Here is a 24,563-nt window from a genome sequence, read left to right as displayed (position 1 = left end):
TCCGCCCTGAAAGCTTACGGGCGCACCTTCAGCAATACTTTTCCCGTGCTCTGTCTGCTCTCCACCAAGGCGTGGGCGTTCGCAGCCTCTTTTAGCGAAAACACTTTGCCGATCTTGATGTCGAGCTTGCCTTCTGCAAAATAGCCAATGACCTGCCGGGCGGTATCTTGCAAAAGATGGGGGCGCAGCTTGCGCGTCGTGCCGAAGCTAAAGCCGAGCACCGAGCGGCAACTCGCGTGCAGATCGAGCGTGCGAATCTGTCCGATCTCCCCGCTCGCATTGCCGAAATGCACGAGTCGGCCGTACCAGGCGAGACACTCCAGGCTGCGTTCGCTCACTTGTCCAGAAATCGAGTCCAAAATGACGTCTGCGCCCGCTCCATCCGTCAGCTCTCGCACTTTTTCCACGAAATCTTCCTTGTCGTGGCAAATGACGTAATCCGCCCCCGCCTGCAAAGCGGCCTCTGCCTTGGCCGAGTTGCCGACCGTCCCGATCACGCGCCCTGCTCCCAACAGCTTCGCCAGTTGAATCGCGGTCGTCCCGATCCCGCCTGCCGCAGCGTGAATCAGCACCGTTTCCCCTTTGGCGAGCCGACCGACTTTTGCCAGCAGTTGATAGGACGTAAACGACACCACCGGGCAGGCGGCCGCTGTCTCCATGCTGATCTCATCGGGAATCGCGAAGGTCAGCGCCTCTTCGGCAGCCACGTACTCAGCGTACGAGCCGTTTGCCGGAAAAGCGATGACGCGCTGCCCTGCTCGCAAGCCTTTTACCCTGGAACCGACCGCTTCAATGACTCCTGTCGCATCCAGTCCGGGAACAAACGGCAGCTTGGCCGCTCCTTTTTTGCCGTAGCGCGATTTGATGTCGGCAAAATTGACGCTTGTCATGTCTACGCGAATGAGCACCTGTGTAGGTGAAATTTCAGGCAGCTCGACATCCGTATAGATCATCTTTTCCGGCCCGCCCCATTCTGTTACCAAAACCGCTTTCATGAAAAATCCCTCCCGGTTGTGTCTTCTCCGCGCGAAAAACCGTTCATTCCGTGAACGTTTTTCTTGCCAAGGTTATGCTTGTAAGATCGCCATGACGGCGGCTTTTTTCTGCGCATATTCCTCGTCGGTCAAAACAGGCGCAAACGCGCTTCTCGGCACTTCCACGAGCAGGTCGTGCCACGATTTGCAGCCTTGGTATGCGGCCTCAATCGGGATGACCGCCGGCTGCGCCAGCCGATACGTGCGCACGAACAAAATGTGCAGCGGCTGCTTTTTCTTCCAGTGCAGGCGCACGTCGGCAAAGTTGTCCGTCCAGATGTGATGCGGCGACAGCGCACGCAGCTTGGCCTCGTCCATCAGCTCCACATCGTCTGTCACTTCCGCAAAATACTCGATGGCGACCGTCTTTTGCTCGCTCGACCAGCCGGCAAGCGTCGCGTCCAGCAAGTGATGATATTCAGGCTTTACCATCTCGCGTTTTTGGTGCTCGTAAGTCGGATACAGGTAAAATAAATTGTTTTCCAATCGGAATTCTCTCGTTTCTTCGTATAACCCGCCCTTGCGGATCGTAATAATCTGCTCGCCTTCCCCGAGCGCTTTGACGGCGACCGCCCATTCCTTCAGGCTCAAGGGGGACAGCGGCTGTGCGATCGTCTGCATGCAGTACGGCTCCCTTCTTTTGTCAGAATCGGTTGGTGACTTTAGTCTAGCTGAATTCCGACCTGTTGGAAAGACATTTACAATAGTTGGTTCACATGCTGCATGGCGGTCGTCAGCCGCTGCGAACGGGGCTGTGCGAGATTCGGCTGTCACCTGGATGGCGGCCCGCCCGGCATGCGCTGGAATCGCCAGCGACTCGGCGCCGAGATCGTCCGGCCGATACAGACGCGATTGGCGGATGGCGGCAGACAGTTCCGCCCCGAAGCTGACTTTTTCCCCTTTGTGATTCACGTAAAAGCCTTGCTCCAATATGGCAAGCGTCTCATGCGCGATTTTGGAGCGACGGTCGCGATTGTTTTGTGGATTCATGATTTTTTCCTCCTTGCAGGCACTATCCCCGCTCCATCCACTCCGGGTTGAAGCGGTAGTATTTGGATGGCCGATGTCCTGCGTGCTTTCTGTATCGATTCGTTTCCAGCACCTTGTCTGCCACTTTGCGGCGGAATGCCGCGGCGAGCAGCTCCTTGCCCAAAATGACTTCGTACACCTGCTGCAGCTCGCCGAGTGTAAACAGCTCCGGCATGAGGGCAAACGCAATATCCGTATATTCGATCTTGCCACGCAACCGCTCCAGCGCGTACTGAATCATCTTGGCGTGATCGAATGCGATCCTGTTCGTCTCCACGATCTCCCGCGTCTCTCGCACGATCTTGCCCGAGATCGTTTTCGTCAGCTTGATTGTCGCCGACAGTTCCTCCCGCTCGTTAGTGAGGCGCAGCTCGACCCATTTTTCGGTTACGGTACCGTCCGGTGTCTTTGTTTTCGTCTCCTTGAGCCATTTGTCTTCGAGGCGAAACCACTCGGCCTCGTCCGCATCGTCCCCCGCCTGCAAACGCAGCGCCGAGCTGTCCACCAGCGCCATGTACGAGGTGCTAATGACGCGCGTCCGCGGGTCCCGGCCGACATCCCCCCATGTGTACAATTGCTCAAGGTAAATATTGTCGAGATTCGTTTCTGTAAACAGCTCGCGCATGGCCGCTTCCTCCAGACTCTCGTGCGGCGAGACAAACCCGCCCGGCAGCGCCCATTGGCCCAAATACGGATGCTCGCCGCGCTTTACGAGCAATATTTTCAAAGACTTGGGCGAAAGCTTGCGGTAATTTTCCTCAACTTCGTCCATCACGGTAAAAACGAGCATGTCGACAGTCACAGAAGGCCGCTCAAACTGGCTCGCGTCATACGTCCGCAAATACTGCTCTTCGGTTTGCCCCTGTTTATTCACAAGCGGTTTTTGTGTCATGGAACCACCTCGTTTGCGTATTCGGCTATGTTATGATTTTTTTGTTAATAACAAATTGTTATTAACATTTTGTTTTCAATATATTACTTCTTCCTGTTTTTGGTGTCAAGCAACAAAATACGCTAGCTCGTCTTTTTCGCGAGAATAAAAGGAGCCGATCACTTTTGGACGCCAACGCAAAAAAGCCTCTTGCCAGATAAACACCTGACAAGAGGCTTTGGAAAAGTTACGCGGCGCGCGCTTGCGCCTTCACTTCCTGAATGTACTGTTCAGCTTTCTTTTTGTCAAACTGTCCTTCCCAGCGGGAGATGACGACAGCAGCCAACGCGTTGCCCACTACGTTTACTACCGTGCGGGCCATATCGAGCAGACGGTCTACACCAGCGATGAAGGCGAGTCCTTCCAGCGGGATCCCTACGGAACCAAGTGTCGCGAGCAGTACGACAAACGATACGCCCGGCACGCCAGCGATCCCTTTGGATGTTACCATGAGCACGAGCATCAAGGTAATCTGGGCGCTGATCGGCATGTCAATTCCGTACATTTGCGCGATGAACAGGGCAGCCAGGGCCTGGTACAGAGTAGAACCATCCAGGTTGAACGAATACCCTGTCGGGATGACAAAGGAAGTAATCGCCTTTGGACAGCCCATTTTCTCCATTTTTTCCATGATCTTCGGCAGTACCGTCTCAGAGCTGGAAGTGGAGTAGGCCAAGAGCAGCTCGTCCTTCAAAATGCGCAAAATGGCTGTAATTTTCACGCCGCTGATGCGTGCAACAGTTCCCAGCACGACGAGAATGAAGAACAGCATCGCCACGTGCACCAGAATGACCAGTTTGCCCAACGGAATGAGCGAAGACAGACCAAACTTGGAGACAGTCACCCCGATCAGGGCGAAAACACCGAATGGAGCAAAACGCATGATCGTGTTCACGACCCAGAACATCGCGTCTGCCACACCCTGGAAGAAGGCGAGTACCGGCTTTCCTTTTTCTCCGGCGGCTGCAACACCCAGTCCGAACAGGACGGAGAAGAAAATGATCGCCAGCATATCCCCGCGGACGATGGCATCAAACACGTTTTTCGGAACGATATTCACGAACGTGTCAATCATGCTGTGACTTTGCGTTGTTTCCGCAGTCTCTACATAGGTATGGATATCCGTTTTCGCCAGACTGGACATGTCGACGCCCACACCTGGCTTGAACAGGTTCGCAGCCAACAGACCGACGATAATCGCAATCGTGGTAACGATTTCAAAATAGAGAATGGTTTTTCCGCCGATTTTGCCAAGCTTTTTCATATCGCCCACACCTGCTACCCCGACAATCAGGGTGGCAACGACGATCGGAACGACAATCATCTTAATCAAGCGGAGGAATACATCGCCAATAGGCTGTAAATAGGTAGCCACTGCTGGATTGCCATAAAAAATCGCACCCACCAGGATACCCAGAATGAGTCCGATGACAATTTGAATTGCTAACCCAAATCGCTTCATTCTGACACCTCGCTAGTAAAGTATGGAATATGGTTTTGACACGCTATAGACACACTCGCTTGAGTGAAGTGCTATATAGATGAGAATCATATCATGATTTTTTGGCTAATCCCCTTTTTTCTATTCTTTTTAGTCTTTTTATTTCTCTTTATTTTTTGACAAACGGCACTTTTTGCCGGAAACGAGCGGGCGCATTGTGTTGGATTCTCGAAAAATGATAAAATGAACCTATCATTAACTTGCGGTCTCATTTTTCAGTTAGAATGGGGTACTCTCATGACAATCCGGAAAATGTTGCTCCTGGGCTTGTTGATTGCCATTGCCCTCTTTCTCTTGCCATACTCGGTTCCGTTTTTGCTCGCGCTTCTGACCGCCATTTTGCTGGAGCCGCTTGTCCTGTTCCTCATCGGCAAGGTCAAAATGAACCGTATGAGCGCGGTCAGCGTTTCGTTTCTGCTCTTTCTCGTCACGTTTGGCGTCCTATTGTACTGGATCACGACCCAGATCGTCATTCAGGGCATCGATCTGGCACAGCGGCTGCCCGCCTTTTCCCAACATTTGTTTGAACTGGTGGAATCGTATTTGCTGAGTTGGGAAAGCTACTACGCCACCTTGCCCGCCGAAACGGTCGTCCAGATTCAAGGTGTTTTTGCCGGGTTGAAAAACTGGGCGATCACCAGCGCATCCAGCATTGCCAAAGCCATTCTGGGCGTTGCGGCCATCATTCCGGGATTTCTCATCAGCACGATCATTTACCTGGTCGCGCTTTTTCTCATCAGCCTCGACTTGCCGCGACTGCGGGCTGGCTTCATGCGGATGTTCACCGTATCTGCCAGGGAAAAGGTCAACGTGGTGCTCTCCCAGCTGAACCGGGCGACCGTCGGATTTTTGCGGGCCCAGATCATCCTCAGCCTGATGACATTTCTGCTCTCTTTTGCGGGGCTTTTGATTTTGCAGGTCAAGTACGCTGCGGTAGTTGCCCTGCTGATCGTGCTCGTAGATATTTTGCCGATTTTGGGTACGGGCTCGTTTCTCGTGCCGTGGGCGATCTACAACTTTTTGACGGGAAATACCCATCTGGCAATCGGGCTTGTCATCCTGTTTCTCATCATCACGGTCGTGCGGCGAATCGTGGAGCCGAAAGTGCTCGCTTCGAATCTGGGCATCAGCGCCCTGGCCGCGCTGGTCAGCCTGTTCCTTGGCTTTCAGGTGATGGGATTTTTCGGACTGATTCTCGGCCCTGCGCTCGTCATCATCTACGAAGCGCTGCGCAAGGCAGGCTTCTTGAACTTCAAAATTGACTTTTAGATGATAGCAATAACCAATTGAAAATGTTGTCCGGACATAAAAAAAGACGCACTCAGGCGTCTTTTTTCTCTTGCTTTCTGCCAAAAGCGCATCACCCTCGCGCCTAGCTTGCGTTCTTGTTCGTGTCAAGCTCGGCTTCAATGCGAGACTGTTTGGACGACTCGCCCATGCGCCAGTACGTAATCAGGCTGAGCGCAATACAGCCGGCGACGTAGTAGTAGAACAGCGATTCGGAGCCGATGTTCTTCAATCCGAGCGCGACGAACTCTGCGGTTCCCCCGAACACGGCAACGGTGATCGCATACGGGAAGCCTACGCCGAGCGCGCGAATTTCCGTCGGGAACAGCTCCGCTTTGACAATCGCGTTGATCGAGGTGTAGCCAGTGACGATGACAAGCCCTGTCAGCATCAGCAGGAAGGCGACCATCGGGCTTTTCGTCTGCTCCATCATCAAAAACATCGGTACGGTAAACAGCGTCCCCAAAATCCCGAAGGCCATCAACAGCGGACGGCGGCCGATCCGGTCAGACAGCAGGCCCGCAATCGGCTGCAGCACGACAAAGACCAGCAAGGCCACAAAGTTGATCCAGCTAACGGTTTCTTTCGGGAGACCCACTGTGTTGACCATGAACTTTTGCAAATACGTCGTGTAGGTGTTAAAGGCAATGGTTCCACCGAGCGTAAGACCGACAACGGTCAGCACGGCTTTTGGATATTTCATCAGGGCACGCAAGGTTCCGGCCTTCTCGCGGCTCTTTTTCTCCATTTTCGAAAATTGCTCGGACTCGTCCATCGAACGGCGCAGCCACAGAACAGCCAAAGCGCCCAAGGCGCCGATCACGAACGGAATGCGCCAGCCCCATGTATGCATGTCGGCTTCGCTGAGCATTTGCTGGAGGACGATCTGTACCCCAAGCGCGAGCAATTGTCCGGCAATCAAAGTGACGTACTGGAAGCTGGAGTAAAAGCCGCGACGGCCGCTGCTCGCCATCTCGGACAAATACGTCGCGGAGGTTCCGTATTCTCCCCCCAGGGACAAACCTTGCAGCAGTCGAGCGAGAACGAGAATAATCGGTGCATAAATGCCAATTGTACTATAGCCTGGCGTAAAGGCGATAATCAGGGAGCCACCCGCCATGACCGTAACCGAAAGCGTCAGCGCTGCCCGTCTGCCGTGCCGGTCGGCATAGCGCCCCATCAGCAAGCTTCCGATCGGGCGCATCAAAAAGCCGATGGCGAAAACAGCCGCTGTGTTGAGCAATTGACTGGTCGGATCTCCTTTTGGAAAAAACTCGGATGAAAAGTATACCGCAAACGCAGAGTAGACGTACCAGTCATACCATTCAATCAGGTTGCCGATCGAACCTTTGAAGATGTTTCCCGTGATGCGTCGCGAACTGGCGCGATCGTTTGCATGATTCACTGTTCTTCCTCCTTGTTTTACATTCTGGCAAGAAACCGTCCCGCTTCTCCCAAGAGAAATGTAATCGGTTTCAAATGTAATCGCCACCATAGTATAGCAAGTTCCGTGCCAATCCTATTCCGCGCTGCCCGCCCGCAACGGCTGGTCGGCGGACGAACCTCCAGTCTCTGTAGAATTTTTCGACGTGCCAGAATGTTTTTGCGAAGACAGTCTCGCAAGCAAGCGTACACTCGCCCAGCCTTTCCCACGCAAAAACCCGGCAAAAAACTCCGGTCGATGCGGAATTTATTGCCGGGTTGATCGTCTGTCCCGTACTTTTTTCCTCTATGGCGTTTGTCCCTGCGGCCGCGCAAGCTCGGCGTAGTATCTCGCAGCGCCCGGATGGAGCGGCACGACAAGCTCTTTGCCCGCCGTTTGCCTGTCGATTTGCTTCGCGGCTTCGTGTGCGGCTTGCAGGGCGTCGAGGTTTGCAAAAAAAGTTTTCGTCAGTTGGTACACCTGCTCTTCGCCCATGTCCGAGCGGACGAGCAAAATGTTGCGAATCGCGACCGTCGGAACGGCCTTGTCGTTTTGGTAGATGCCCGGAGGAATCTGGGCTTTTTCAAAAAAGGCAAAGCGCTTCGTCAGCTTCTCGATGTCTGCGGGCAATATCGGCACGATCACCACGTCGTGGGAGACTTGCAGGTCGAGAACAGCCGAATTGGGCAGGCCGGAGGTGACAAAGGCGGCGTCAATCGCGTTGTTTTTCAATTGCTCAATCGCCTCTGCGTACGAAAGGTACTCGGGCTGAAGATCGTTGTAGGTGATGCCGTGCTCGTTCAAGATCATCCGCGCGTTGACCTCTACCCCGCTGTCCGGTGCGCCGACGCCGACCCGCTTGCCTTTTAGGTCGTAGACCGTATGAATGTCCCGGTCTTTGCGCGTGACGATTTGCACATAGTTCAGGTACAGCCCGGCAATCGCCTTCACATGCACAGCAGGTCCGCTCGCCTGAAAGCTTTCCAGGCCGCCCATGGCAAATGAAGCAGCGTCCGACATCGCAAAAGCGACATCCGCCTTGCCGCTCTCCAGCAGGTGAACGTTTTCCACGGAGCCGTCCGAGGAACGGACTGCGGTCTTGTAGCCGAGCTGGTTATGATACACCTTGGCCAACGCTCCCCCGATGAGGTCGTAGGGGCCGGAAGCTCCCCCTGTCGCGATAGTCAAAAACGGCTGCACCTCGCCCGAATCAGGCTGTTTGGACTCCGGCTCCCGCATGCAGCCGCCTGTCAAAAACGCGACGCCGATGGCGACGACAGCCACGGTGAGCCATGCACGGACCGTCCTCATTCTGCCCCTCGCAAGTATTGCTTCAGCTTGTCGCGCAATCCCCGCTCGCTGATCGCCAGTTGCCTTGCTGTATTTTGCCGATGCCCCCCGTTTTTCTCCAGCGTGTAGAGGATGTACCTGCGCTCCGCTTCCGCAAGCGTCAAGCCTTCCGGGAGCAACAGGCCGCGCCCTGCCGCCTCTTTTGCCGTACGCCCGCTATGATTTTCGCGCACCGCTTCCGGCAGGTCGCGCGGTTCAATGACCTCATTTTCCGAGAGGGCTACTGCATATTCGAGCATGTTGGACAGCTCCCGCACATTGCCGGGATAGGGGTAGTGATACAGCATCCGCTTGGCTTCCGGGCTGAGCGTTTTCTTGCGCACGCCCATGTTGGCCGAATACAGCGCGAGAAAATGCTCCGCGAGCAACGGCACATCTTCCTTGCGCTCGCGCAATGGCGGCAGATGAATCGGGATGACGTTCAGACGATAGTACAAATCCTCGCGGAAATTTCCCTTGGCGACTTCCTCCTGCAAATTGCGGTTCGTGGCGGAAATGATCCGCACATCCACTTCCTTCGGCTGCTGCGAGCCGATTGGCGACACGACCTTCTCCTGGATGACGCGCAATATTTTCGCTTGCAAAGAGAGCGGCATCTCGCCGATTTCATCGAGAAAAATCGTGCCGCCGTCCGACCGTTCAAACAGCCCTTGCTGTCTGGCGTAGGCCCCGGTAAACGCCCCTTTTTCATGCCCGAACAACTCACTCTCCAGCAGCGGCTCCGGGATCGCCGCACAGTTGACGACGGAAAACGCGCCCTTTTGCCGCCCGCCCTGGTAGTGGATCGCGCGGGCGACAAGCTCTTTTCCCGTGCCGCTCTCGCCAGTGATGAGCACATTCGTGCTGATGTCCTTGACCTTTTGGATCAATTGAAAAACTTTTTGCATGGCGCTACTCTTGCCGATGATGCCCGCATACGTTTCCTGCTGGCGCACCGCCTGACTCAGCACCTGAACCTGCTTATGAAGCTGCTGGAAGGCGAGCGCCTTGCCGAGCAAAAGCCTGACTTCTTCCAGATTGAGCGGCTTGGTCAAGTAATGGTAAGCTCCTGCCTTCATGGCCTCGACGGACGATTCGATGGAGCCGTAGGCTGTCATCATGATAACGACCACGTCCGGCTTTTTTTCCTTGATCTGACGCAACAGCTCCATGCCGCTTCCGCCGCGCAAATTCAGATCGAGCAAAATGCCGTCGATCGGCTCCTGCTCCAGCACGCGCAAGCTTTCCTCCGGCCCGGAAGCGGTAAACACGCGGTATTCGTCTTCCAGGGCGAAGGAAAGCGACGAACAGATGGCTCGCTCGTCATCAATGATTAAGATGTTCATCGCCTGTCCCTCCTTTGGCAAATGTCAGGAAAAACGTCGTACCTGCCCCAGGCTCGCTTTGCACGTCAATCTCTCCCCCGTGCTCATGCATGATTTTTTGGCTGAGGTACAAGCCCAGTCCGATTCCTTGGCTTTTCGTTGTGTAAAAAGGCTGGAACAGATGAAGCAGCTCCTGCTCGCCGATCCCCGACCCGGAATCGGCAATCGCCAGACAAACCGTCTGTCCGTCTCTCGGCAGCACGGAAAAGGTCAAGCACCTGTCCTTTGCGTGGGCCATCGCTTCAATGGCGTTGAGCAGCAGGTTTATCAGCACCTGCTTGATGCGGTCGCGATCAACGAACACGTCCACATCAAGTCCGGGCTCCAGCACGACCTGTATCCGTTCGCTGTCGAGCCGCTTCGCAAACAGTCCCAGCACGGACTGCACCAGCTCCCGCAAGTTTTCCCGCTTTCGCTGCATCGGCTTTTCCCGCGAGTAGTCGAGCAAATCTTCAATGATCCGGTCCATCCTCGCCACTTCTTCCGGCACGTGCTCTACCAGCTCTCTGCGGAAGCGCTCGTCGTTCAGTTTTTTCGGCAAAAGTTCGGCAAACGTCTTGATCGCCGTGAGCGGATTGCGGATTTCGTGGGCGATACCCGCAACCAGCTCGCCCAGCGCGCGCATTTTTTCCTGCGCAATCAGCCGCGCCTGCAAATGCTTTTGCTCCGTCCGATCCTGCAGACAAAGAATGCCGCCGACCTGCTGGCCCGCTCCGTTGCTTAGGGCGGCGAGGTAGTAATGCACAATCCGGCCTGTTCCATCCCCGAGATGCAGTTCGCCTTCGAGCATATGCCCGTCCCCCATTTGCAGCGCCTGCCGGATCGGGAGTTGGGGCAGACAATCCCATACGGACGTCTGGGCGTCCTTTTCCATTTTCCCAAGCAATTTTTGTGCCGCGTGATTGATGAGCGTAATTTTGCCTTCCCGATCAAAGGACAAAATTCCGTTGTCGACGCTGTTTAACACTGTCGTTTGAAAAGCGAAGCTGTCTGCCAGTGCGGCTGTTTGCCTTCGGACCGCTTTTTGCAGACGGCTGTTCCAGAAAAAGCTCCCCGCCAATACGACCACGACGATTCCCATCACGATGAGCAGCCCGTACACGAGCTTTCGCCACCAGTCGATCGCAAACGAACCGTACGTCTCCAGATACTGCGAATACAGTTGCTCGTATTTCCCGTTCTGGTGCAGCCGGGCCAAGCCTTCGTTGAGCTTGTTGACCAGCTCGTAGTTGCCTTCGCGGACGGCAAACGCATAGTCGGATGGCGGAATCAGTCCGGTGCGAATCCGGTAGTCTTGCTGCCTGCCGGTTCCCTCCAGCACGTACTCCGCCGTCCAGCGGTTGCCCAAGAACACGTCTGCGCGGCCTAAAAAGAGCATGTCCAGCGCATCCGGCTGACTGAAGGCGACCAGTCTTTTGCCGCCGCGAATGTTTTCCAACTGGGCGATGCCCGCGTCGTCCCGCTGAATCGCCACGACTTTTCCGCGCAAATCGTTGATCGCAGAAATCTCCCGGGCGGCTGCCGGAACGACCAGCGCGTCGGCCGCCGTCAGATAAGAATCGCTGAAGTCGAACAACGTGTCGCGCGTACTCGTATATTTCATTCCGACGACCACGTCCAGCTTGCCTTCCGTAAGCCAGGCGACCGTATCCTCCCAGTCCAGAGGCACATACTCGATCTGATAGCCGCGCAGGGAGTCCATGCTGCGGATCAGCTCGATGTCAAAGCCGGCCGCCTCCCCGTTTTTATCCACATAAGACAAAGGCGGCAGCCTTTTGTCGAAGCCGACGCGAAGGACGCGCTCCTCCTCCGCTTGCGCTTTTGCAGGCATAGCTGGTGGGCAAAAAAGACTCAGGGTAAATAATGCCAAAAGCATAGCTATCTTTTGCAAAAAAAGCCCGCCTCCTTCCTCGCGCCGCTGTTGCCTGCCCTCTTTTGCCGATCTGTTAACAAGCTTATTATGGACGAAGCCATCAGGCTTGAAAAGAATCCGGTCCGCGAAAACGTAAACAAGCCGATCCTCTTGTCCGAAGAGAGTCGGCTTGCAATTGTTTTTCCTTATACTGTGCCTTTAGGCAAACAGACTAATCAGGTTTCCGTCCGGGTCTTTGACAATCGCATAGCGCTGCCCCCAGACGGCATCCCACGGCTCGCGGTGGCCTTCATAGCCATGCTCGATGATTTTGGCATACAGCGCATCCAGGGCAGCGGCATCGTCGCACAAAAAGGCCAGCTCGATTCTGTGCCCGCTCGCCGGCTCCCATCCGCCGTACACGCTTTTTGCGATCTCCACCGTGTCAAAAGCCAGACGAACGCCATCCTGTGCGACTTCTACGTGATGCTCGTCGTTCGCCTGCTCCGGAATGTCAAGGCCGAGCACACGGTAAAAGTCCAGCGCCTTTTTCATGTCCTGCACGACGATTCCTACCATATCCAGCTTGATTCCCATTTGCTTTCCTCCTGCGTTTTCGACGTATTTCCCGCCATGCCGCTTCACGCGCGGGCGAGGTTCTTTTCCAACAATAGCAGACAAGCCTAGTCGTTTGCTTGTAAAAAACGGACAACTTCCCGCTTCTGCGCTCGCCCTCCACGCACGGCGAAAATGCCGCCCGGCGTCTCGCCGTAGTAGGCGCGAAAGCTTTTGCTGACATGCGACTGGTCATAGTAGCCGCATTGTACGGCTGCGTCTGCAAAGGAAGCAGCCTGCCCTTTGGCGAGCAGTTGCAGCAAGCTTTGGAACTGGATGATGCGGGCCAGCTCCTTCGGCCCGATGCCGAGCGCCTGCTGAAACATCCGCACTGGTCGGTATCGTCTCATCTCGTTCTCCGTTTTCGTTCGCATTTTGCTTTTCCTAGATCATATTTTCCCCGCCATTGCCCGATTCCCTGCTCACTTTTTTCCATTTTGTTGTATATGTTAGCAAGAATGGAACTTTGATCTTTGCAAAAAGGCGAGGTGTCTGACTTGATCCCCTCCTCCAAATGGAGCCTTCATCAGTTTTTTTCCAAAAGCCCGCACATTCGTCCGTATTTGCCCCCTACCGACTTGTACCAGCCCGCTCTGTTGGAACCCTATCTTTCCAAGTACACGACCGTCTACATCAAACCGACGCGCACCCATATGGGCAAAGGCATCATGCGCGTCTCCAAAACGGCGGATGGCTACCAGTTTGTAAAAGAGCGCGGAGAGCCTGTACGGGCAGGCTCGCTTGCGGAGCTGAAGCAGCAGCTTGCCCGCCAGTGCACCGAAAAAAACTACATCATCCAAAAAGGGCTGGATCTGGCTGAGCTGAATGGCCGTCCGTTCGACATTCGCGTCATGATGATGCGCAACGGTCTCGGGAAATGGCAGTATGCCGGGATGCTGGCAAAAGTAGCCGGGTCTGACAGCGTCATTACGAACGTCGCCCGTGGCGGCGGCTATGCCGTGACCGTTCCTTACGCTCTGGCCAAATCAGGAGCAGTTGCACCGGAAAAAATCAAGGAAGTCGTCTCCCGGCTGATCCGGGTCAGTCACCGCGTCTGCGCCCACTTCAACAAGTACCGCCACAGCGCACAGATCGGGGTTGATTTCGCCATCGACAAAGCGGGCCAGCTCTCGATCATCGAGGTCAACTACGACTTTCCTTCTCACGCCCTGTTTGCGAAGCTCAAGGACAAAACATACTTTCGCACCATCAAGCGGCTGCATTATCAGTACAAAAACCGGGTGAAGCGCAAAAAGAAAAACGTTTGAGGAAAGAAAAAAAGCAAGCCGCACCAGATGGCCGGTTTGCTTTTTCATTTGCGTCTGTTGATCGGTCAAGCTTGTTGTTATTCGTGCGCCAGTGCCGCTCCGTTTGAATCCAGCATGGAGGTGCAATGCGGGCAACGGGTCGCCTTGATCGGAATGGTCGTGATGCAATGCGGGCATTCCTTCGTCGTTTCCGGCGCTTTGACCACTTCCTGCTTGCGCTTGAAGCGGTTCAACTGTTTGATAACGATGAAGATGGAAAACGCGATAATCAGAAAATCAATGACAGAATTCAGGAAAAGACCGTAGTTGAGAGTCGCGGCCCCGGCTTTTTTTGCTTCCTCAAGCGTGTTGTAATCGGCACCGTTCAACGTGATAAACAGATTCGTAAAATCAACCTTGCCCAACAAGAGACCGATTAGCGGTGTAATAATGTCGTTTACCAGCGAGGTGACGATCTTTCCGAAGGCACCGCCGATGACAACCCCGACAGCCAGATCCAGCACATTTCCTTTTAAGGCAAACTCTTTAAACTCTTTCCACATCAAAAATCCTCCTTTTTTCCGTGACAGACAGGCTGCAAATAATGCCGGATAAAATGTTTTTTTGCAAAATGCGTTGTCCCTATGCTATCTGAATCGGCTGCAACCGTCAAATGCCCGTACACATGCGTCCTCTCTCCTATTGAAACAAGTTTGGGACTATTTTAAACTATTTTCTAGTTTCGACATGATTCGTCAACATCCACACTTTTATCAGACTGGATTGTACATTTTTCGACAGTCTATGAAAAAGGAGCAGATGACATGCCCCCAGTGGAAAACCACGTAGCCGAAACGCTTTTACTCGCCAAAAAGCAACTCATCCGCGCGATCATCCAATCCAAGACAAAGCCATATTTGCCTGTGTGGGGAGAGCTTTTTACTTCCTTGCGCGATATTGCCAGAATCGGACAAGAGACGAAGGAAAATATCAAGCTCTACTCGCTGCAACCGACTGGCTCCATGTGGTATTTGTACAAGGAAAACCGCTTTCACGCCGACCTGCCCGATCCCGGCATCTCGATCTCGCTCTCGCAGGAGCAACTGATTGAAGCCTTGCTGAAAGGCAGCTTCTCCCCGAAAAATACGTCTGCTTAAACCAAACAAAAAATCCCAGGATCGCTTCCTGGGAAAAGGGTAGTACGGAAGTATTCACGTGAATACCCTCATTCTATATCGTTGGACCCATGTGGTCCAGCTGTACATTTAGGTAATAGTGCCTATTGTATCCACTTTCAAAACGGTGGGTTCGTTGCGAGTCCGGACCGTCTGCGCCGGGCCTATCGCGCAAAATTTGCCGCGCTTTAAAAAAAGAGGCGGCCCTCCTGCACAGTTTTGGTACCGCCATCCCGAACTTCCCCAAGTTCGTTCATAATGGAATTGTACTATGAATCTCTCTTATCGAAAAGTGTCAGCTTTTGTTTTATAGCGAAATATTGGGAAACAACTTCATTTATTCGTAGCGAAGCGCATCAATCGGTTTCAGCTGGGCAGCCTTGCGTGCAGGGTAGACGCCAAAGATCACGCCTACCAAAGACGAAGTCAAAAATGCGTACAAAATCGGGGTCACGCTGATCGAGGTTGCCAGCGAGCCGAGCTTGCTGACAAGGATCGCCGCCCCCACCCCGACGATGATTCCCAAAATGCCGCCGATCAGACTGAGCGTGACTGCCTCGATCAAAAACTGGCGCATAATATCCCGGCGCTTGGCCCCAATCGCCTTGCGAATCCCGATTTCACGCGTGCGCTCCGTCACGGACACGAGCATGATGTTCATCACCCCGATCCCTCCGACAATCAGCGAGATCGCTGCAATGCCGGACAAGAGCGCCGTCATCGAGCTCGATACTTCCTGTGCCGTGCTCAAGATGTCGGATTGAGACCGGATGCGAAAATCGTCTTCCGCTTGCGGCCGCAGGTTGTGCTGGACACGCAGCGTCTGGCGAATGTCTTGCTCCGCCGTTTCCATCAAGTCGGAGGACGCCGCCGAAACGTAGATCGTGCCGACGTTTTTGCCCCCTGTCAGACGGCTCATCGCAGTCGTAATCGGGATGAGAATCCTGTCGTCGTTGTTCGTCATGCCGGAGCTGCCCTGACTTTTTAACACGCCGATGATCGTAAACGGCACACGATTGATCTGCACCGTTTGCCCCACCGGGTTTGTCGTCGTGTCCTTGAACAGGTTGCTGACGACCTCTGTCCCGACGACTGCGACATTAAACTGCCGCGTCACCTCGAAGTTCGTGAAAAACCGCCCTTGTGCCACCTCTGCATTGCGCACGCTTAAAAAATCGGCGGTCGTTCCCTCCAGCGTGCTGGAATAGTTGCTGCTGCCCCAGACGATCTGGGCGCGGCCGTTGACACTCGGTGCGACTCCGGCTACCGATTCGTGTTCCGCGATCGCTTCTGCGTCCGCCATCGTCAACGTATTCAGCGACCCGGCTCCCAGGCTGACCCGCCCTTGCGTCGCCTGTCCTGGCGAGACAATCAGCAGATTGCTGCCCAGGCCGTTGATCTGCGAGGCGACAGAAGAGGAAGTCCCCTCCCCGATCGCGACCATCGCAATAACAGCGGCTACCCCGATAATAATGCCCAGCATCGTGAGCACAGAGCGCAAGCCGTTTGTCCGGATGCTGCGAAACGATATGCGCACACACTCGATCAAGCTCATGTTCTCACTTCCTCTGTCCACGCTCTTCTGCGCTCTTTTACCACTTCGTCGGCGATGATCTGTCCGTCGCGAAAACGGACAATCCGCTTGGCATACTCGGCAATATCCGGTTCATGCGTGACGAGAATAACCGTCTTGCCTTCGTCATTGAGCCGCTGAAAAATGCCCATGATCTCTTCGCTCGTCTTCGTATCCAATGCGCCAGTCGGCTCGTCCGCGAGCAAAATGACCGGATCATTGACCAGCGCCCGGGCGATGGAAACCCGCTGCTGCTGGCCGCCTGACAGCTCGTTTGGCTTGTTGTACAACCGCTCCGCCAGCCCTACGCTGACCAGCGCCTTGATCGCTCTCTCCCTGCGCTCCTTGGCAGGCGTGCCGCCGTACAGCATCGGCAGCTCTACATTTTCCACCGCTGTCGTGCGCGGGAGCAGATGGAAGTTTTGAAAAACAAAGCCGATCTTCTGATTGCGGATCTCTGCCAGCTCGTCATCGTGCGCCTCGGACACAGGGTAGCCGTCCAAATAAAACTCCCCCGACGTCGGCTTGTCAAGGCAGCCGATCACGTTCATCATCGACGACTTGCCAGAGCCGGACGGCCCCATGATCGCCACAAAGTCGCCTTCCTCAATAGTCAGACTGACACCGCGCAGTGCGTAAATTTCCTGGTCGCCGATCTGATACTGCTTTTTCAGGTCTTCGATTTGTATGACTGGTCTCATCTTCTCATCGTCCCCTCATCTGGCCGCCTCCGCCGCCGGGGAAGACGCCAAAGCCGGGCATTCCGCCAGTCATTCCGCCTCCCATGCGGACACCGTTTTGATTGGCTGTCGACGAGCTTGTACTTATGCTGATCGGGATGACGACTCTGTCCCCTTCCTTCAGGCCTTCCACCACTTCCACCCGATCCGCCGCAAAGAACCCGATCTTGATCGGCACGAACTGGTACGGCATGGAAGCCATTCTGCCTTCTCTTGCGGTCGTGCGTTCTCCTGCCTGATTCCCTTGCGGCTTTGCTTGCGCCTCTGACCTGGCCTCGGACTGTCCACTGGCATTGCCCGCTGCTTTGGCACTGTTCTCACCTGCGGACATCAGGTAGACGCCGTCCTTGCCGTTTTGCGTCTGCAAGGCAGCGGCTGGCAAGTACAGCACATCTTTGTGCGTTCCCAGTTCAATCGTAACGTTCATCGTCATCCCGATCTTCAGCTTGCTGTCCTTGTTTGTGACCGATAGCAGCACATCATAGCTGGTGACACCGGAATCCGTCTTCGCCTCCGGGTATATCAGCTTGACTTTTCCGGTAAAGGTATCATCCGGATACGAGCTGGTCGTAAACGACACGGGCAAGCCTTCTTTTACTTTTCCGATGTCGCTCTGGCTGATCTGGGCCAGTACCTCCAGCTCGCCGGAATCGGAATTATCCATAATAATAAAATCATTGCCTGGAATCTCGCCGACGTTGCCGTTCACCTGGACGATCACCCCGTCCATCGGCGCTCGCAGTGTCACGGCGTTCAGCGCCTTTTGCGCTTTTTGCAACTCGGCCTTCGCCTGTTCCACGGCAGCCTTCGCCGCGAGAATCGTCGCCGCATCCGGCCCTTCCAGTGCTTCATTCAACGCCTCCTGTGCCGTCTGATAGGAAGCGAGTGCCTGCTCGACCTTTACGCCAGACTGCGAGTTCGCCTGTCCGGCTGTCAGCACGGCCGAGTTGTAATCCCGCTTCGCCTGCTCCAAAGCGTTGCGCGCGTTGTCGTACTCGGTCTGCGAGATCGCCCCTGCCTCAAACAGCACCTTTTGCGAGTCAAACGTTTTCTGGGCGTTGTCGAGATTGTCCTTCGCCTTGGCGAGATCGTTTGTCGCCTTTTGCCCGTCGATATTTTGCTTCGCCAGCTCCAGCTCGTTTTTCGCCTGCGTGACAGCCGCCTGCAGCGAGCTGATCTCAGCCGCGCTTTTGCGCTTTTGCGCCTCTTCCAGCTTGGCTTGTGCAGACAGCAAATTCGCCTGGGCGTTGTTCACCTGGATTTTGGCGACGGAATCATCCATCGTAGCCAGCACTTGCCCCGCCTTCACGCGATCGCCGATTTTGACCTGGATCGTCGAGATGGCATCCTTGGCGTCTTCTGCGTCTGAAAACGAGAGCGAGGAACGCTTGGAAGCCTGAACGGTCCCTGACGCCAGCACCGTTTCCGAAACATCGCCCCTTTTCACCGTGACAATCCGATACGCTGCCTGTGCCCGTTCCGGCGTCAAAAGCGTCTGGTATCCGAACACGCCACCTCCCGTAATCACCGCGACAGCCAGTCCGATGATGACCCATTTCTTCTTGCTATTTCGCGTCCCCGAAAACAACGTCCGCTTTTTCTCCGATTGCGTCACACCAAATCCTCCTGCCATTGCAAAATGACCGGGAAGCAGCTTGGCTTCCCTGTAGCGATCAATATACGGAACGAATACGTCAGGGAAAAGTCAGATGGAAGGGAATGGTGTGAAAAGCAAAAATCGACCAGCTCATTTGTCTGGTCGACTGTACCCTTTGTGGTTAGGCTCGCAAAATCAACGTAAACGTACTTCCTGACCGGCTGCTTTCCGAGAGCAGCAGCGTGCCCCCCAGCGCGTGCGCGATCATTTTGCTGAACGACAGGCCAAGGCCGAGCCCGCGGACGAGATGCTTCTTTTCCTCGCCCCGGTAAAAACGCTCGAAAATAAGCTTCTGCTCCGCTTCCGGGATGCCCGAGCCTGTATCTTTGACATCAATGCGAATTTCATCGCCCGTACGAGACAGGGAAACGACGATTTTTCCGGCCGAGTTCATGGCTTGCGCGGCGTTGTTTAACAGGTTGTACAAAATTTGCTGCACACGAAGCGGATCGGTGTGTGCCATGATCGGCTCCTCCGGCTTGACGATGGACAGCTCAATCTGCTCGGCCTCCTGTACGATCTGCCACTGATGGGTAATCTCCTGTACCAGCTCGTACATGTTTTGCTGCTCGCGGCGAATGCGAATATCTCCGACGACAAAAGAGTTGAAGTCGAGCAAATCCTCGACCATTTTTTGCAGCCGGGCCGTTTCCTTCGAGCAAATCTCCAGAAACTCCTTCGCTTCCTCGCCGCCGACGATGTCGTCCTTGACCGCCTGCACCAGCCCACTGATCGACGTGACAGGCGTTTTCAGCTCATGCGTCACTCCGGCCAACAGCTCGGTGCGCATCAGCTCCAGCTGCCGCAGGCGATCCGCCATTTCCTTGAACGAGTGGATCAGCTCGTAAATCTCTTCCTCGCGCCTGTCTTTTTGCAGATGAATGTCGTAATTGCCCATGACGATCTGCTTGGCTGCGTCTGCCACGTCCTTGATCGGCGTCGACAGCTTTTTCGTCAATCGATAGATGACGAGCCAGCCGAGCAGTCCAAGGCTGATGAGCATGATGAACAAAAGCTGAAACTCGGTCGTGCTGCGCGTCAAATCCTGCATCGGCGTAAACAGCATGACCCAGCCGACCGTTTGCTGGTTGACCCGGATGCTTTTTTTCACAAAAAGCAGCTTTTCTCCCCGTCCCAGCTCCAGCTGCGACATGCTTTCGTCGGCTTCTACCAGATCGCGGGCCATCCGCCTGAGCTCGGAGCTGAACGGCCCCGGCCCGCTGAACACCGCGCGGCGATCCGCATCCAAAATGACCATGAACGGCTTGTAGTTGACGCGCAGCGACTCCTGGCGGCTGTCGAGCAGGCGGAACAAAAATGGCTCCATGATAACCCGCCCATTGGCATCCACTACGCGATCAGACACCTCGGCTGCCATCAGCCGCATGAAGTCCAGCCGCTTTTGCTTCTCACTGTAGTTGATCCAAAGGCTGGAAGCGATGCCGATGAACAAAAGGCCGATGCAAAGGGTGATTAAATACCGGGTCGTCCAATAGCGAAACAGGGAAATGCGCTTTTTCTCACTCATAGACGCAAAGCTTGTAACCCAAGCCACGGTACGTGCGGATTTCCCCTTCGGACGCAGGCCAGTTTTCCAGCGCTCGGCGGATACGCTTGATGGCGAGGTCCACGGCACGGTCGCTGCCCTCGTAATCCATTCCCCACACTTGCTCAATCAGTTGCTCCCGCGTAAACGTCTGATTTTTGTACTGGGCGAGAAACAGAAACAGCGACAAATCTTTTGGCGTAAACGACAGTTCAACGCCGTGCAGCGTAACCGTATACGCCTTGAAGTCAATTTTCAGGCTGCCGAACTGCTTGACCTGATCTCCTTCGATAATTTGCTTGGAGCGGCGCAGCACAGCCTTGACACGGGCCACGACTTCATCGGCAATAAACGGCTTGGTGATGTAGTCGTCCGCTCCCTGATTCAGCCCGGCAAGCTTGTTGTCGATATGCCCGAGCGCCGTCAGCATGATGACGGGACAAGAGCTTTTCGACCGTATGTATTCCAAAATGCTCCACCCGCTCCGGCCCGGCAGCATGACGTCGAGCAGCACCAGGGCGGGATTGAACGAGTCGAACTTGTGCTGGGCCTCGTCTCCGTTGAACGCCTGCTCGACTGAAAACTGATGCTTTTCCAAATACGCCTTCAACACCCGAGAGATGGGCAACTCGTCTTCCACGATCAGGATATTGGTCATTCCAGTTTCGCTCCCCTCAAAACGGACAGGTCTACTCTCTTTAGCGTAGGACATGAATATGTCAAGCAAATGTCTAGTACATGAGCTTGCACACCGATAAAATGAAGGAAGCCGTAGCTAACAGGGAGGTTTGATTCATGAAACGTTTGACTCCGGAAGAAAAAAACGGTCTGTACAAGGCTATCAGCAATCGTCGCGATATACGCACGTTTCGCCCTGATCCGATTCCGCCTGAAAAAATTGCCATGATTTTGGCCGCTGCCCATCACGCCCCTTCCGTCGGATTCATGCAGCCGTGGAATTTTATTCTCGTAGAGGACGAGCCGACCAAGCAGGCGCTGGCTGACTGTGCAGACAAGGAGCGGCGCGCTCTCGCCATCCACTACGAAGGAACTGGGCGCGAAGCTTCTTTTCTCGCGCTGAAAGTTCAAGGCATCATGGAAGCGCCGCTCACGATCTGCGTCACCTGCGACCCGACACGCGGCGGCGATCACGTGCTCGGGCGCAATTCGATTCCCGAGACAGACATCATGTCGGTCAGTTGTGCCATCCAAAACATGTGGCTCGCAGCGTACGCGGAAGATTTGGCGATGGGATGGGTCAGCTTTTACAAAAAAGCGGACGTCCGCCGCATCCTGAACATCCCGCCGCACATCGATCCGGTAGCGCTGTTGTCCATCGGCTATACCGATCATTACCCGGATCGGCCGCTTTTGGAGATACACCAATGGGCAAAGCGGGAGGACCTGCAGCAGTTGATCTATCGCGGTCGCTGGGGAAACAGCGCTTCCGACAAACAAAAAGGACTGCCCGATGAAGAGGCAGCCCCAAGAAAATAGAGAGGGTAGTACGTGAATCGCGTCATGTTCTTGACGGACGCAAAACGCGTGAAAGTTTCAGTTTGCAGCCGACTTGCGCACATGGAACTAGGAAGTTGGGAAATATCGCCCTGAGCCTGGTTGCGCCCGTCGGCTTTTTCTGGTTCGATCTCTACAAAAGCGGCAGGCCCGCAAAGCCCCAATGGACTATTTCTGCGGGCGCACCCGGTTCGTCGGGATCGCGGCGAGCGGATCATCCGGCCAGTAATGCTTCGGGTAGCGCCCTTTCAAGTCTTTTTTCACCTCAAAGTACGTCTGCTGCCAAAAGCTGGCCAAGTCTCGCGTCACCTGCACCGGACGCTGTGCCGGGGAGAGCAGGTGCAGCGTCAGCGGCACCTTGCCCCGGCCGATGCGCGGTGTATCGTGCCAGCCGAACAGCTCCTGCAGCTTCACAGACAGGCACGGCGCGGCAGGGTCGCTGTAGTCGACAGCGATTTTCGAGCCGCTTGGAACGATGATATGCGCAGGTGCGTACTCATCCAGCTGCTGCCGTTCTTCCCAGCTCAACATCCCTTCCAGCACCGCAGTCATGGACAGCTCTTGCAGTTCGTCTTTTTTGCGCATGCCGTACACATGCGGCGCAAGCCATTCCTCCAGCGTGTCGAGCAAGGCTTCGTCATCTGCCCTGGGCCAGTCCGGCAAAATGCTGTGCATGAACTGCAGCCGCTCTCTGAACTGGCGGGCGTGACGGCTCCACGGCAAAAGCTCCAGCCCTTCCGTCCGGATGCCCGCAAGCAGAGCCTGCAGCACTGCATCGGCTTCCGCTTCTGCCGCCACCTCCTGCAAGACGAATGCCCCGAGCTTTTTTCGCGTACGCGCCCGCACCGCCTGAGCGGAACGGTCCCACCAGACAGACGTTTCCTCCGTGATTTGCCCCGACCAGTCACGGTACAGGTCGCTTTCCTCCACCGCTGCTGCGAGCATGATCCGGCTGTCCGCTCCCTGATCGTCCAACAGCGGCGCGACTACATACGGGGCAAAAGCCAAAGGCTGTTCAACCGCAAACGCCGCGCCGCGGCCATTTCGCAGCAAGTATCGCCCGTCTCCCCGGCGCTGGGCGATCCGGTCCGGGTAGGCAAAGGCCAACAGCCTGCCCGTCTGGCTAATGTCCACCACGTTTTCAACCGTACTCGCGCTTCCCCACTGCCGCTTGAGTTGCGCCGCTTCGCTCCACAGCCGCCGACAAAGTGCTTCATCCACCTGTCCTTCCGCACCAGCGCGTGTCCCGTCTTTTTTTCCGGCGACGAGCCGCAAAAGCTCTACCCGCGAGCTGATGTCCGCGTCGGCAAAAGCCGCTCGGCCCCGGACGATATCCCGCTCTTCCAGCAGTACGGCCAGTTCGCAGGCCAGCTCTCCAAGCCCGATCTTGCCCGCTTGTTGAATCATGTGCCCAAGCCTTGGATGCAGCCCCATCCCGGCCAGCACTCGGCCGTGTGCGGTAATCTGGCTGTGCCCGTCCAGCGCCCCCAGTTGCTGAAGCAACTCCCGCGCCTGGGCCAAAGCGGCTTTTGGCGGAACATCCAGCCATTGCAACTCCTCCACCTCCTTTACGCCCCAGGCTGCCAGTTCCAGGGCGAGCGGGGCGAGGTCTGCTTCTGTGATTTCCGGTGGCTCGTGCGCTGCAAGCCTCCGGTCCTCCTGCTCTGTCCACAGCCGGTAACAGACACCTGCTTCAAGCCTGCCTGCCCTCCCTCTGCGCTGGTCGGCAGCCGCCCGCGACACCCGAACCGTCTCCAGCCTCGTCATCCCGGTGCGCGAAGAAAAGCGCGGCAGCCTTTTCCAACCGCTGTCAATCACGATTCGCACGCCCTCGACGGTCAGGCTCGTCTCCGCAATCGAGGTGGCGAGCACAACTTTTCGCTCGCCCGCTTGGCCCGGTTGAATCGCCGCATCCTGCTCGTGCTGCGCCAGCGCCCCGTACAGCGGGCAGACGCGCACGTTTGCAGCGAGCCCGCTTTTGGCCAGCAATGCCTGCGTCGTGCGAATTTCTTTGGCTCCCGGCAAAAACACGAGCACATCCCCAGGCTCCTCCGCCAACGCCGCCAAAACGGTGCGGGTGACTGCTTCCTCGACCGCGCCCGTCCACGGCTTCGGCAAAAAGCGTGTCTCGACGGGAAACGCTCTGCCTTCACTCACGATGACAGGAGCATCCCCCAGCAGGCGGGCGACAGGCTCCGCCGCCAGTGTCGCCGACATGACCAGAATGCGCAAGTCTTCGCGAAACAAGCTTTGCGCCTGCAAGCTGAGCGCCAGTCCCAGATCGGCATGCAGGCTCCGTTCGTGAAACTCGTCGAAAATGAGCAGGCCGACACCTGCAAGTTCGGGATCGTCCTGGAGCATCCGCGTCAATATTCCTTCCGTTATCACTTCAATTCGCGTGCGCGGGCCGACTCGCGTATCGTGCTTGACCCGATACCCTACCGTCTCGCCCACTTGCTCGCCAAGCTGCCGCGCCATGTAGTCCGCAGCCGCCCGCGCTGCCAGCCGCCGCGGCTCCAGCATGAGAATGCGTTTTTCTGATAGCCATGCCTGCTCCAGAAAAGCGAGCGGCACCCTGGTTGTTTTCCCTGCTCCGGGAGCGGCGACCAGGACGGCGCTGCTGCTTTTGGCGAGCGCCGCGGTCAGCTCCGGCAATACTGCATCGATCGGCAATTGCTTCATCTTTTTCCACCTCTTGTCCGGACCATTCTGTAACCATCATAC

At 55.6% G+C, this 24,563-nt stretch carries 21 protein-coding genes and 1 pseudogene; 4 read left to right on the top strand and 18 right to left on the bottom strand.

What is annotated here, in order from left to right; translation table 11 throughout:
* Positions 1–14: 14 nt before the first annotated feature.
* The 5 genes and pseudogenes from EDM57_RS11395 to EDM57_RS11380 form a co-directional block, all read right to left on the bottom strand.
* The gene (locus tag EDM57_RS11395; protein ID WP_122904883.1) at positions 15–995 is read right to left on the bottom strand and encodes a quinone oxidoreductase family protein; all 981 of its coding nucleotides are present in this window, start codon (positions 993–995) and stop codon (positions 15–17) included.
* Between the two features lie 72 nt (positions 996–1,067).
* Positions 1,068–1,655 carry a DUF1802 family protein gene (locus tag EDM57_RS23310; RefSeq protein ID WP_170163429.1) on the bottom strand — a complete coding sequence of 196 codons (588 nt, stop codon included), beginning with the start codon at positions 1,653–1,655 and terminating at the stop codon, positions 1,068–1,070.
* A gap of 141 nt (positions 1,656–1,796) precedes the next feature.
* Positions 1,797–2,024, bottom strand: a pseudogene (locus tag EDM57_RS23305) (poly(ADP-ribose) glycohydrolase domain-containing protein); the annotation flags it as partial.
* A 22-nt stretch (positions 2,025–2,046) separates the two neighbouring features.
* Complete coding sequence (locus EDM57_RS11385) at positions 2,047–2,955, bottom strand: NUDIX hydrolase (RefSeq protein ID WP_122904881.1); 909 nt, start codon at positions 2,953–2,955, stop codon at positions 2,047–2,049.
* A 226-nt stretch (positions 2,956–3,181) separates the two neighbouring features.
* Positions 3,182–4,456, bottom strand: coding sequence for a cation:dicarboxylate symporter family transporter (locus tag EDM57_RS11380; RefSeq protein ID WP_122904880.1), 1,275 nt, complete (start codon positions 4,454–4,456; stop codon positions 3,182–3,184).
* Between the two features lie 276 nt (positions 4,457–4,732).
* Between EDM57_RS11380 and ytvI the strand changes: the two genes are divergently transcribed.
* Positions 4,733–5,764, top strand: coding sequence for a sporulation integral membrane protein YtvI (gene ytvI, locus EDM57_RS11375; RefSeq protein WP_122904879.1), 1,032 nt, complete (start codon positions 4,733–4,735; stop codon positions 5,762–5,764).
* A gap of 103 nt (positions 5,765–5,867) precedes the next feature.
* On the opposite strand, the gene EDM57_RS11370 is transcribed toward ytvI, so the two are convergent.
* The 6 genes from EDM57_RS11370 to EDM57_RS11345 form a co-directional block, all read right to left on the bottom strand.
* Positions 5,868–7,187, bottom strand: coding sequence for an MFS transporter (locus EDM57_RS11370; RefSeq protein ID WP_122904878.1), 1,320 nt, complete (start codon positions 7,185–7,187; stop codon positions 5,868–5,870).
* Between the two features lie 324 nt (positions 7,188–7,511).
* Positions 7,512–8,516 (bottom strand): TAXI family TRAP transporter solute-binding subunit, encoded by a 1,005-nt coding sequence (locus EDM57_RS11365; RefSeq protein ID WP_122904877.1) that lies wholly within the window; start codon positions 8,514–8,516, stop codon positions 7,512–7,514.
* On the bottom strand, positions 8,513–9,880 hold the full coding sequence (locus tag EDM57_RS11360; RefSeq protein WP_122904876.1) for a sigma-54-dependent transcriptional regulator: 1,368 nt from the start codon (positions 9,878–9,880) through the stop codon (positions 8,513–8,515). Before EDM57_RS11360 ends, EDM57_RS11365 begins: the two co-directional genes overlap by 4 nt.
* Positions 9,861–11,810: a transporter substrate-binding domain-containing protein gene (locus tag EDM57_RS11355; RefSeq protein WP_122904875.1), complete on the bottom strand. Its 1,950-nt coding sequence runs from the start codon at positions 11,808–11,810 to the stop codon at positions 9,861–9,863. The genes EDM57_RS11360 and EDM57_RS11355 overlap by 20 nt, the downstream gene beginning before the upstream one ends.
* Positions 11,811–11,990: 180 nt before the next feature.
* Positions 11,991–12,368 (bottom strand): VOC family protein, encoded by a 378-nt coding sequence (locus EDM57_RS11350; protein WP_122904874.1) that lies wholly within the window; start codon positions 12,366–12,368, stop codon positions 11,991–11,993.
* Positions 12,369–12,454: 86 nt separating this feature from the next.
* Positions 12,455–12,760, bottom strand: coding sequence for a helix-turn-helix domain-containing protein (locus tag EDM57_RS11345; protein ID WP_246005792.1), 306 nt, complete (start codon positions 12,758–12,760; stop codon positions 12,455–12,457).
* A 123-nt stretch (positions 12,761–12,883) separates the two neighbouring features.
* Here EDM57_RS11345 and EDM57_RS11340 point away from each other — a divergent pair, with 123 nt between their 5' ends.
* Positions 12,884–13,654 (top strand): YheC/YheD family protein, encoded by a 771-nt coding sequence (locus tag EDM57_RS11340; RefSeq protein ID WP_122904987.1) that lies wholly within the window; start codon positions 12,884–12,886, stop codon positions 13,652–13,654.
* A 77-nt stretch (positions 13,655–13,731) separates the two neighbouring features.
* On the opposite strand, the gene mscL is transcribed toward EDM57_RS11340, so the two are convergent.
* A complete protein-coding gene (gene mscL, locus EDM57_RS11335; protein WP_122904873.1) occupies positions 13,732–14,196 on the bottom strand; it encodes a large conductance mechanosensitive channel protein MscL in 465 nt (154 codons plus the stop codon).
* Positions 14,197–14,457: 261 nt separating this feature from the next.
* On the opposite strand from mscL, the gene EDM57_RS11330 reads away from it, so the two are divergent.
* A complete protein-coding gene (locus EDM57_RS11330; RefSeq protein ID WP_122904872.1) occupies positions 14,458–14,790 on the top strand; it encodes a hypothetical protein in 333 nt (110 codons plus the stop codon).
* A gap of 355 nt (positions 14,791–15,145) precedes the next feature.
* Here EDM57_RS11330 and EDM57_RS11325 read toward each other — a convergent pair whose 3' ends face one another.
* The 5 genes from EDM57_RS11325 to EDM57_RS11305 all read right to left on the bottom strand — a co-directional run bounded on the left by EDM57_RS11325 (position 15,146) and on the right by EDM57_RS11305 (position 20,982).
* Positions 15,146–16,363 (bottom strand): ABC transporter permease, encoded by a 1,218-nt coding sequence (locus EDM57_RS11325; protein ID WP_122904871.1) that lies wholly within the window; start codon positions 16,361–16,363, stop codon positions 15,146–15,148.
* Positions 16,360–17,082, bottom strand: a complete 723-nt coding sequence (locus tag EDM57_RS11320; protein ID WP_122904870.1) for an ABC transporter ATP-binding protein — start codon at positions 17,080–17,082, stop codon at positions 16,360–16,362. Before EDM57_RS11320 ends, EDM57_RS11325 begins: the two co-directional genes overlap by 4 nt.
* 4 nt (positions 17,083–17,086) lie before the next feature.
* On the bottom strand, positions 17,087–18,736 hold the full coding sequence (locus EDM57_RS11315; RefSeq protein ID WP_122904869.1) for an efflux RND transporter periplasmic adaptor subunit: 1,650 nt from the start codon (positions 18,734–18,736) through the stop codon (positions 17,087–17,089).
* A 163-nt stretch (positions 18,737–18,899) separates the two neighbouring features.
* Positions 18,900–20,306 (bottom strand): HAMP domain-containing sensor histidine kinase, encoded by a 1,407-nt coding sequence (locus tag EDM57_RS11310; RefSeq protein ID WP_211338238.1) that lies wholly within the window; start codon positions 20,304–20,306, stop codon positions 18,900–18,902.
* Positions 20,299–20,982 (bottom strand): response regulator transcription factor, encoded by a 684-nt coding sequence (locus tag EDM57_RS11305; protein ID WP_122904868.1) that lies wholly within the window; start codon positions 20,980–20,982, stop codon positions 20,299–20,301. The genes EDM57_RS11310 and EDM57_RS11305 overlap by 8 nt, the downstream gene beginning before the upstream one ends.
* Positions 20,983–21,119: 137 nt before the next feature.
* Between EDM57_RS11305 and bluB the strand changes: the two genes are divergently transcribed.
* Positions 21,120–21,821 carry a 5,6-dimethylbenzimidazole synthase gene (gene bluB, locus EDM57_RS11300; RefSeq protein WP_122904867.1) on the top strand — a complete coding sequence of 234 codons (702 nt, stop codon included), beginning with the start codon at positions 21,120–21,122 and terminating at the stop codon, positions 21,819–21,821.
* 186 nt (positions 21,822–22,007) lie between these two features.
* On the opposite strand, the gene hrpB is transcribed toward bluB, so the two are convergent.
* Entirely contained in the window at positions 22,008–24,521 is a 2,514-nt protein-coding gene (gene hrpB / locus EDM57_RS11295) for an ATP-dependent helicase HrpB (protein WP_122904866.1), read from the bottom strand.
* Between the last annotated feature and the right edge of the window lie 42 nt (positions 24,522–24,563).

This window comes from Brevibacillus gelatini (genome assembly GCF_003710935.1).
GTDB classification, from domain to species: Bacteria; Bacillota; Bacilli; order Brevibacillales; family Brevibacillaceae; genus Brevibacillus; species Brevibacillus gelatini.
This window is presented reverse-complemented; position numbering and strand designations above follow the sequence as displayed.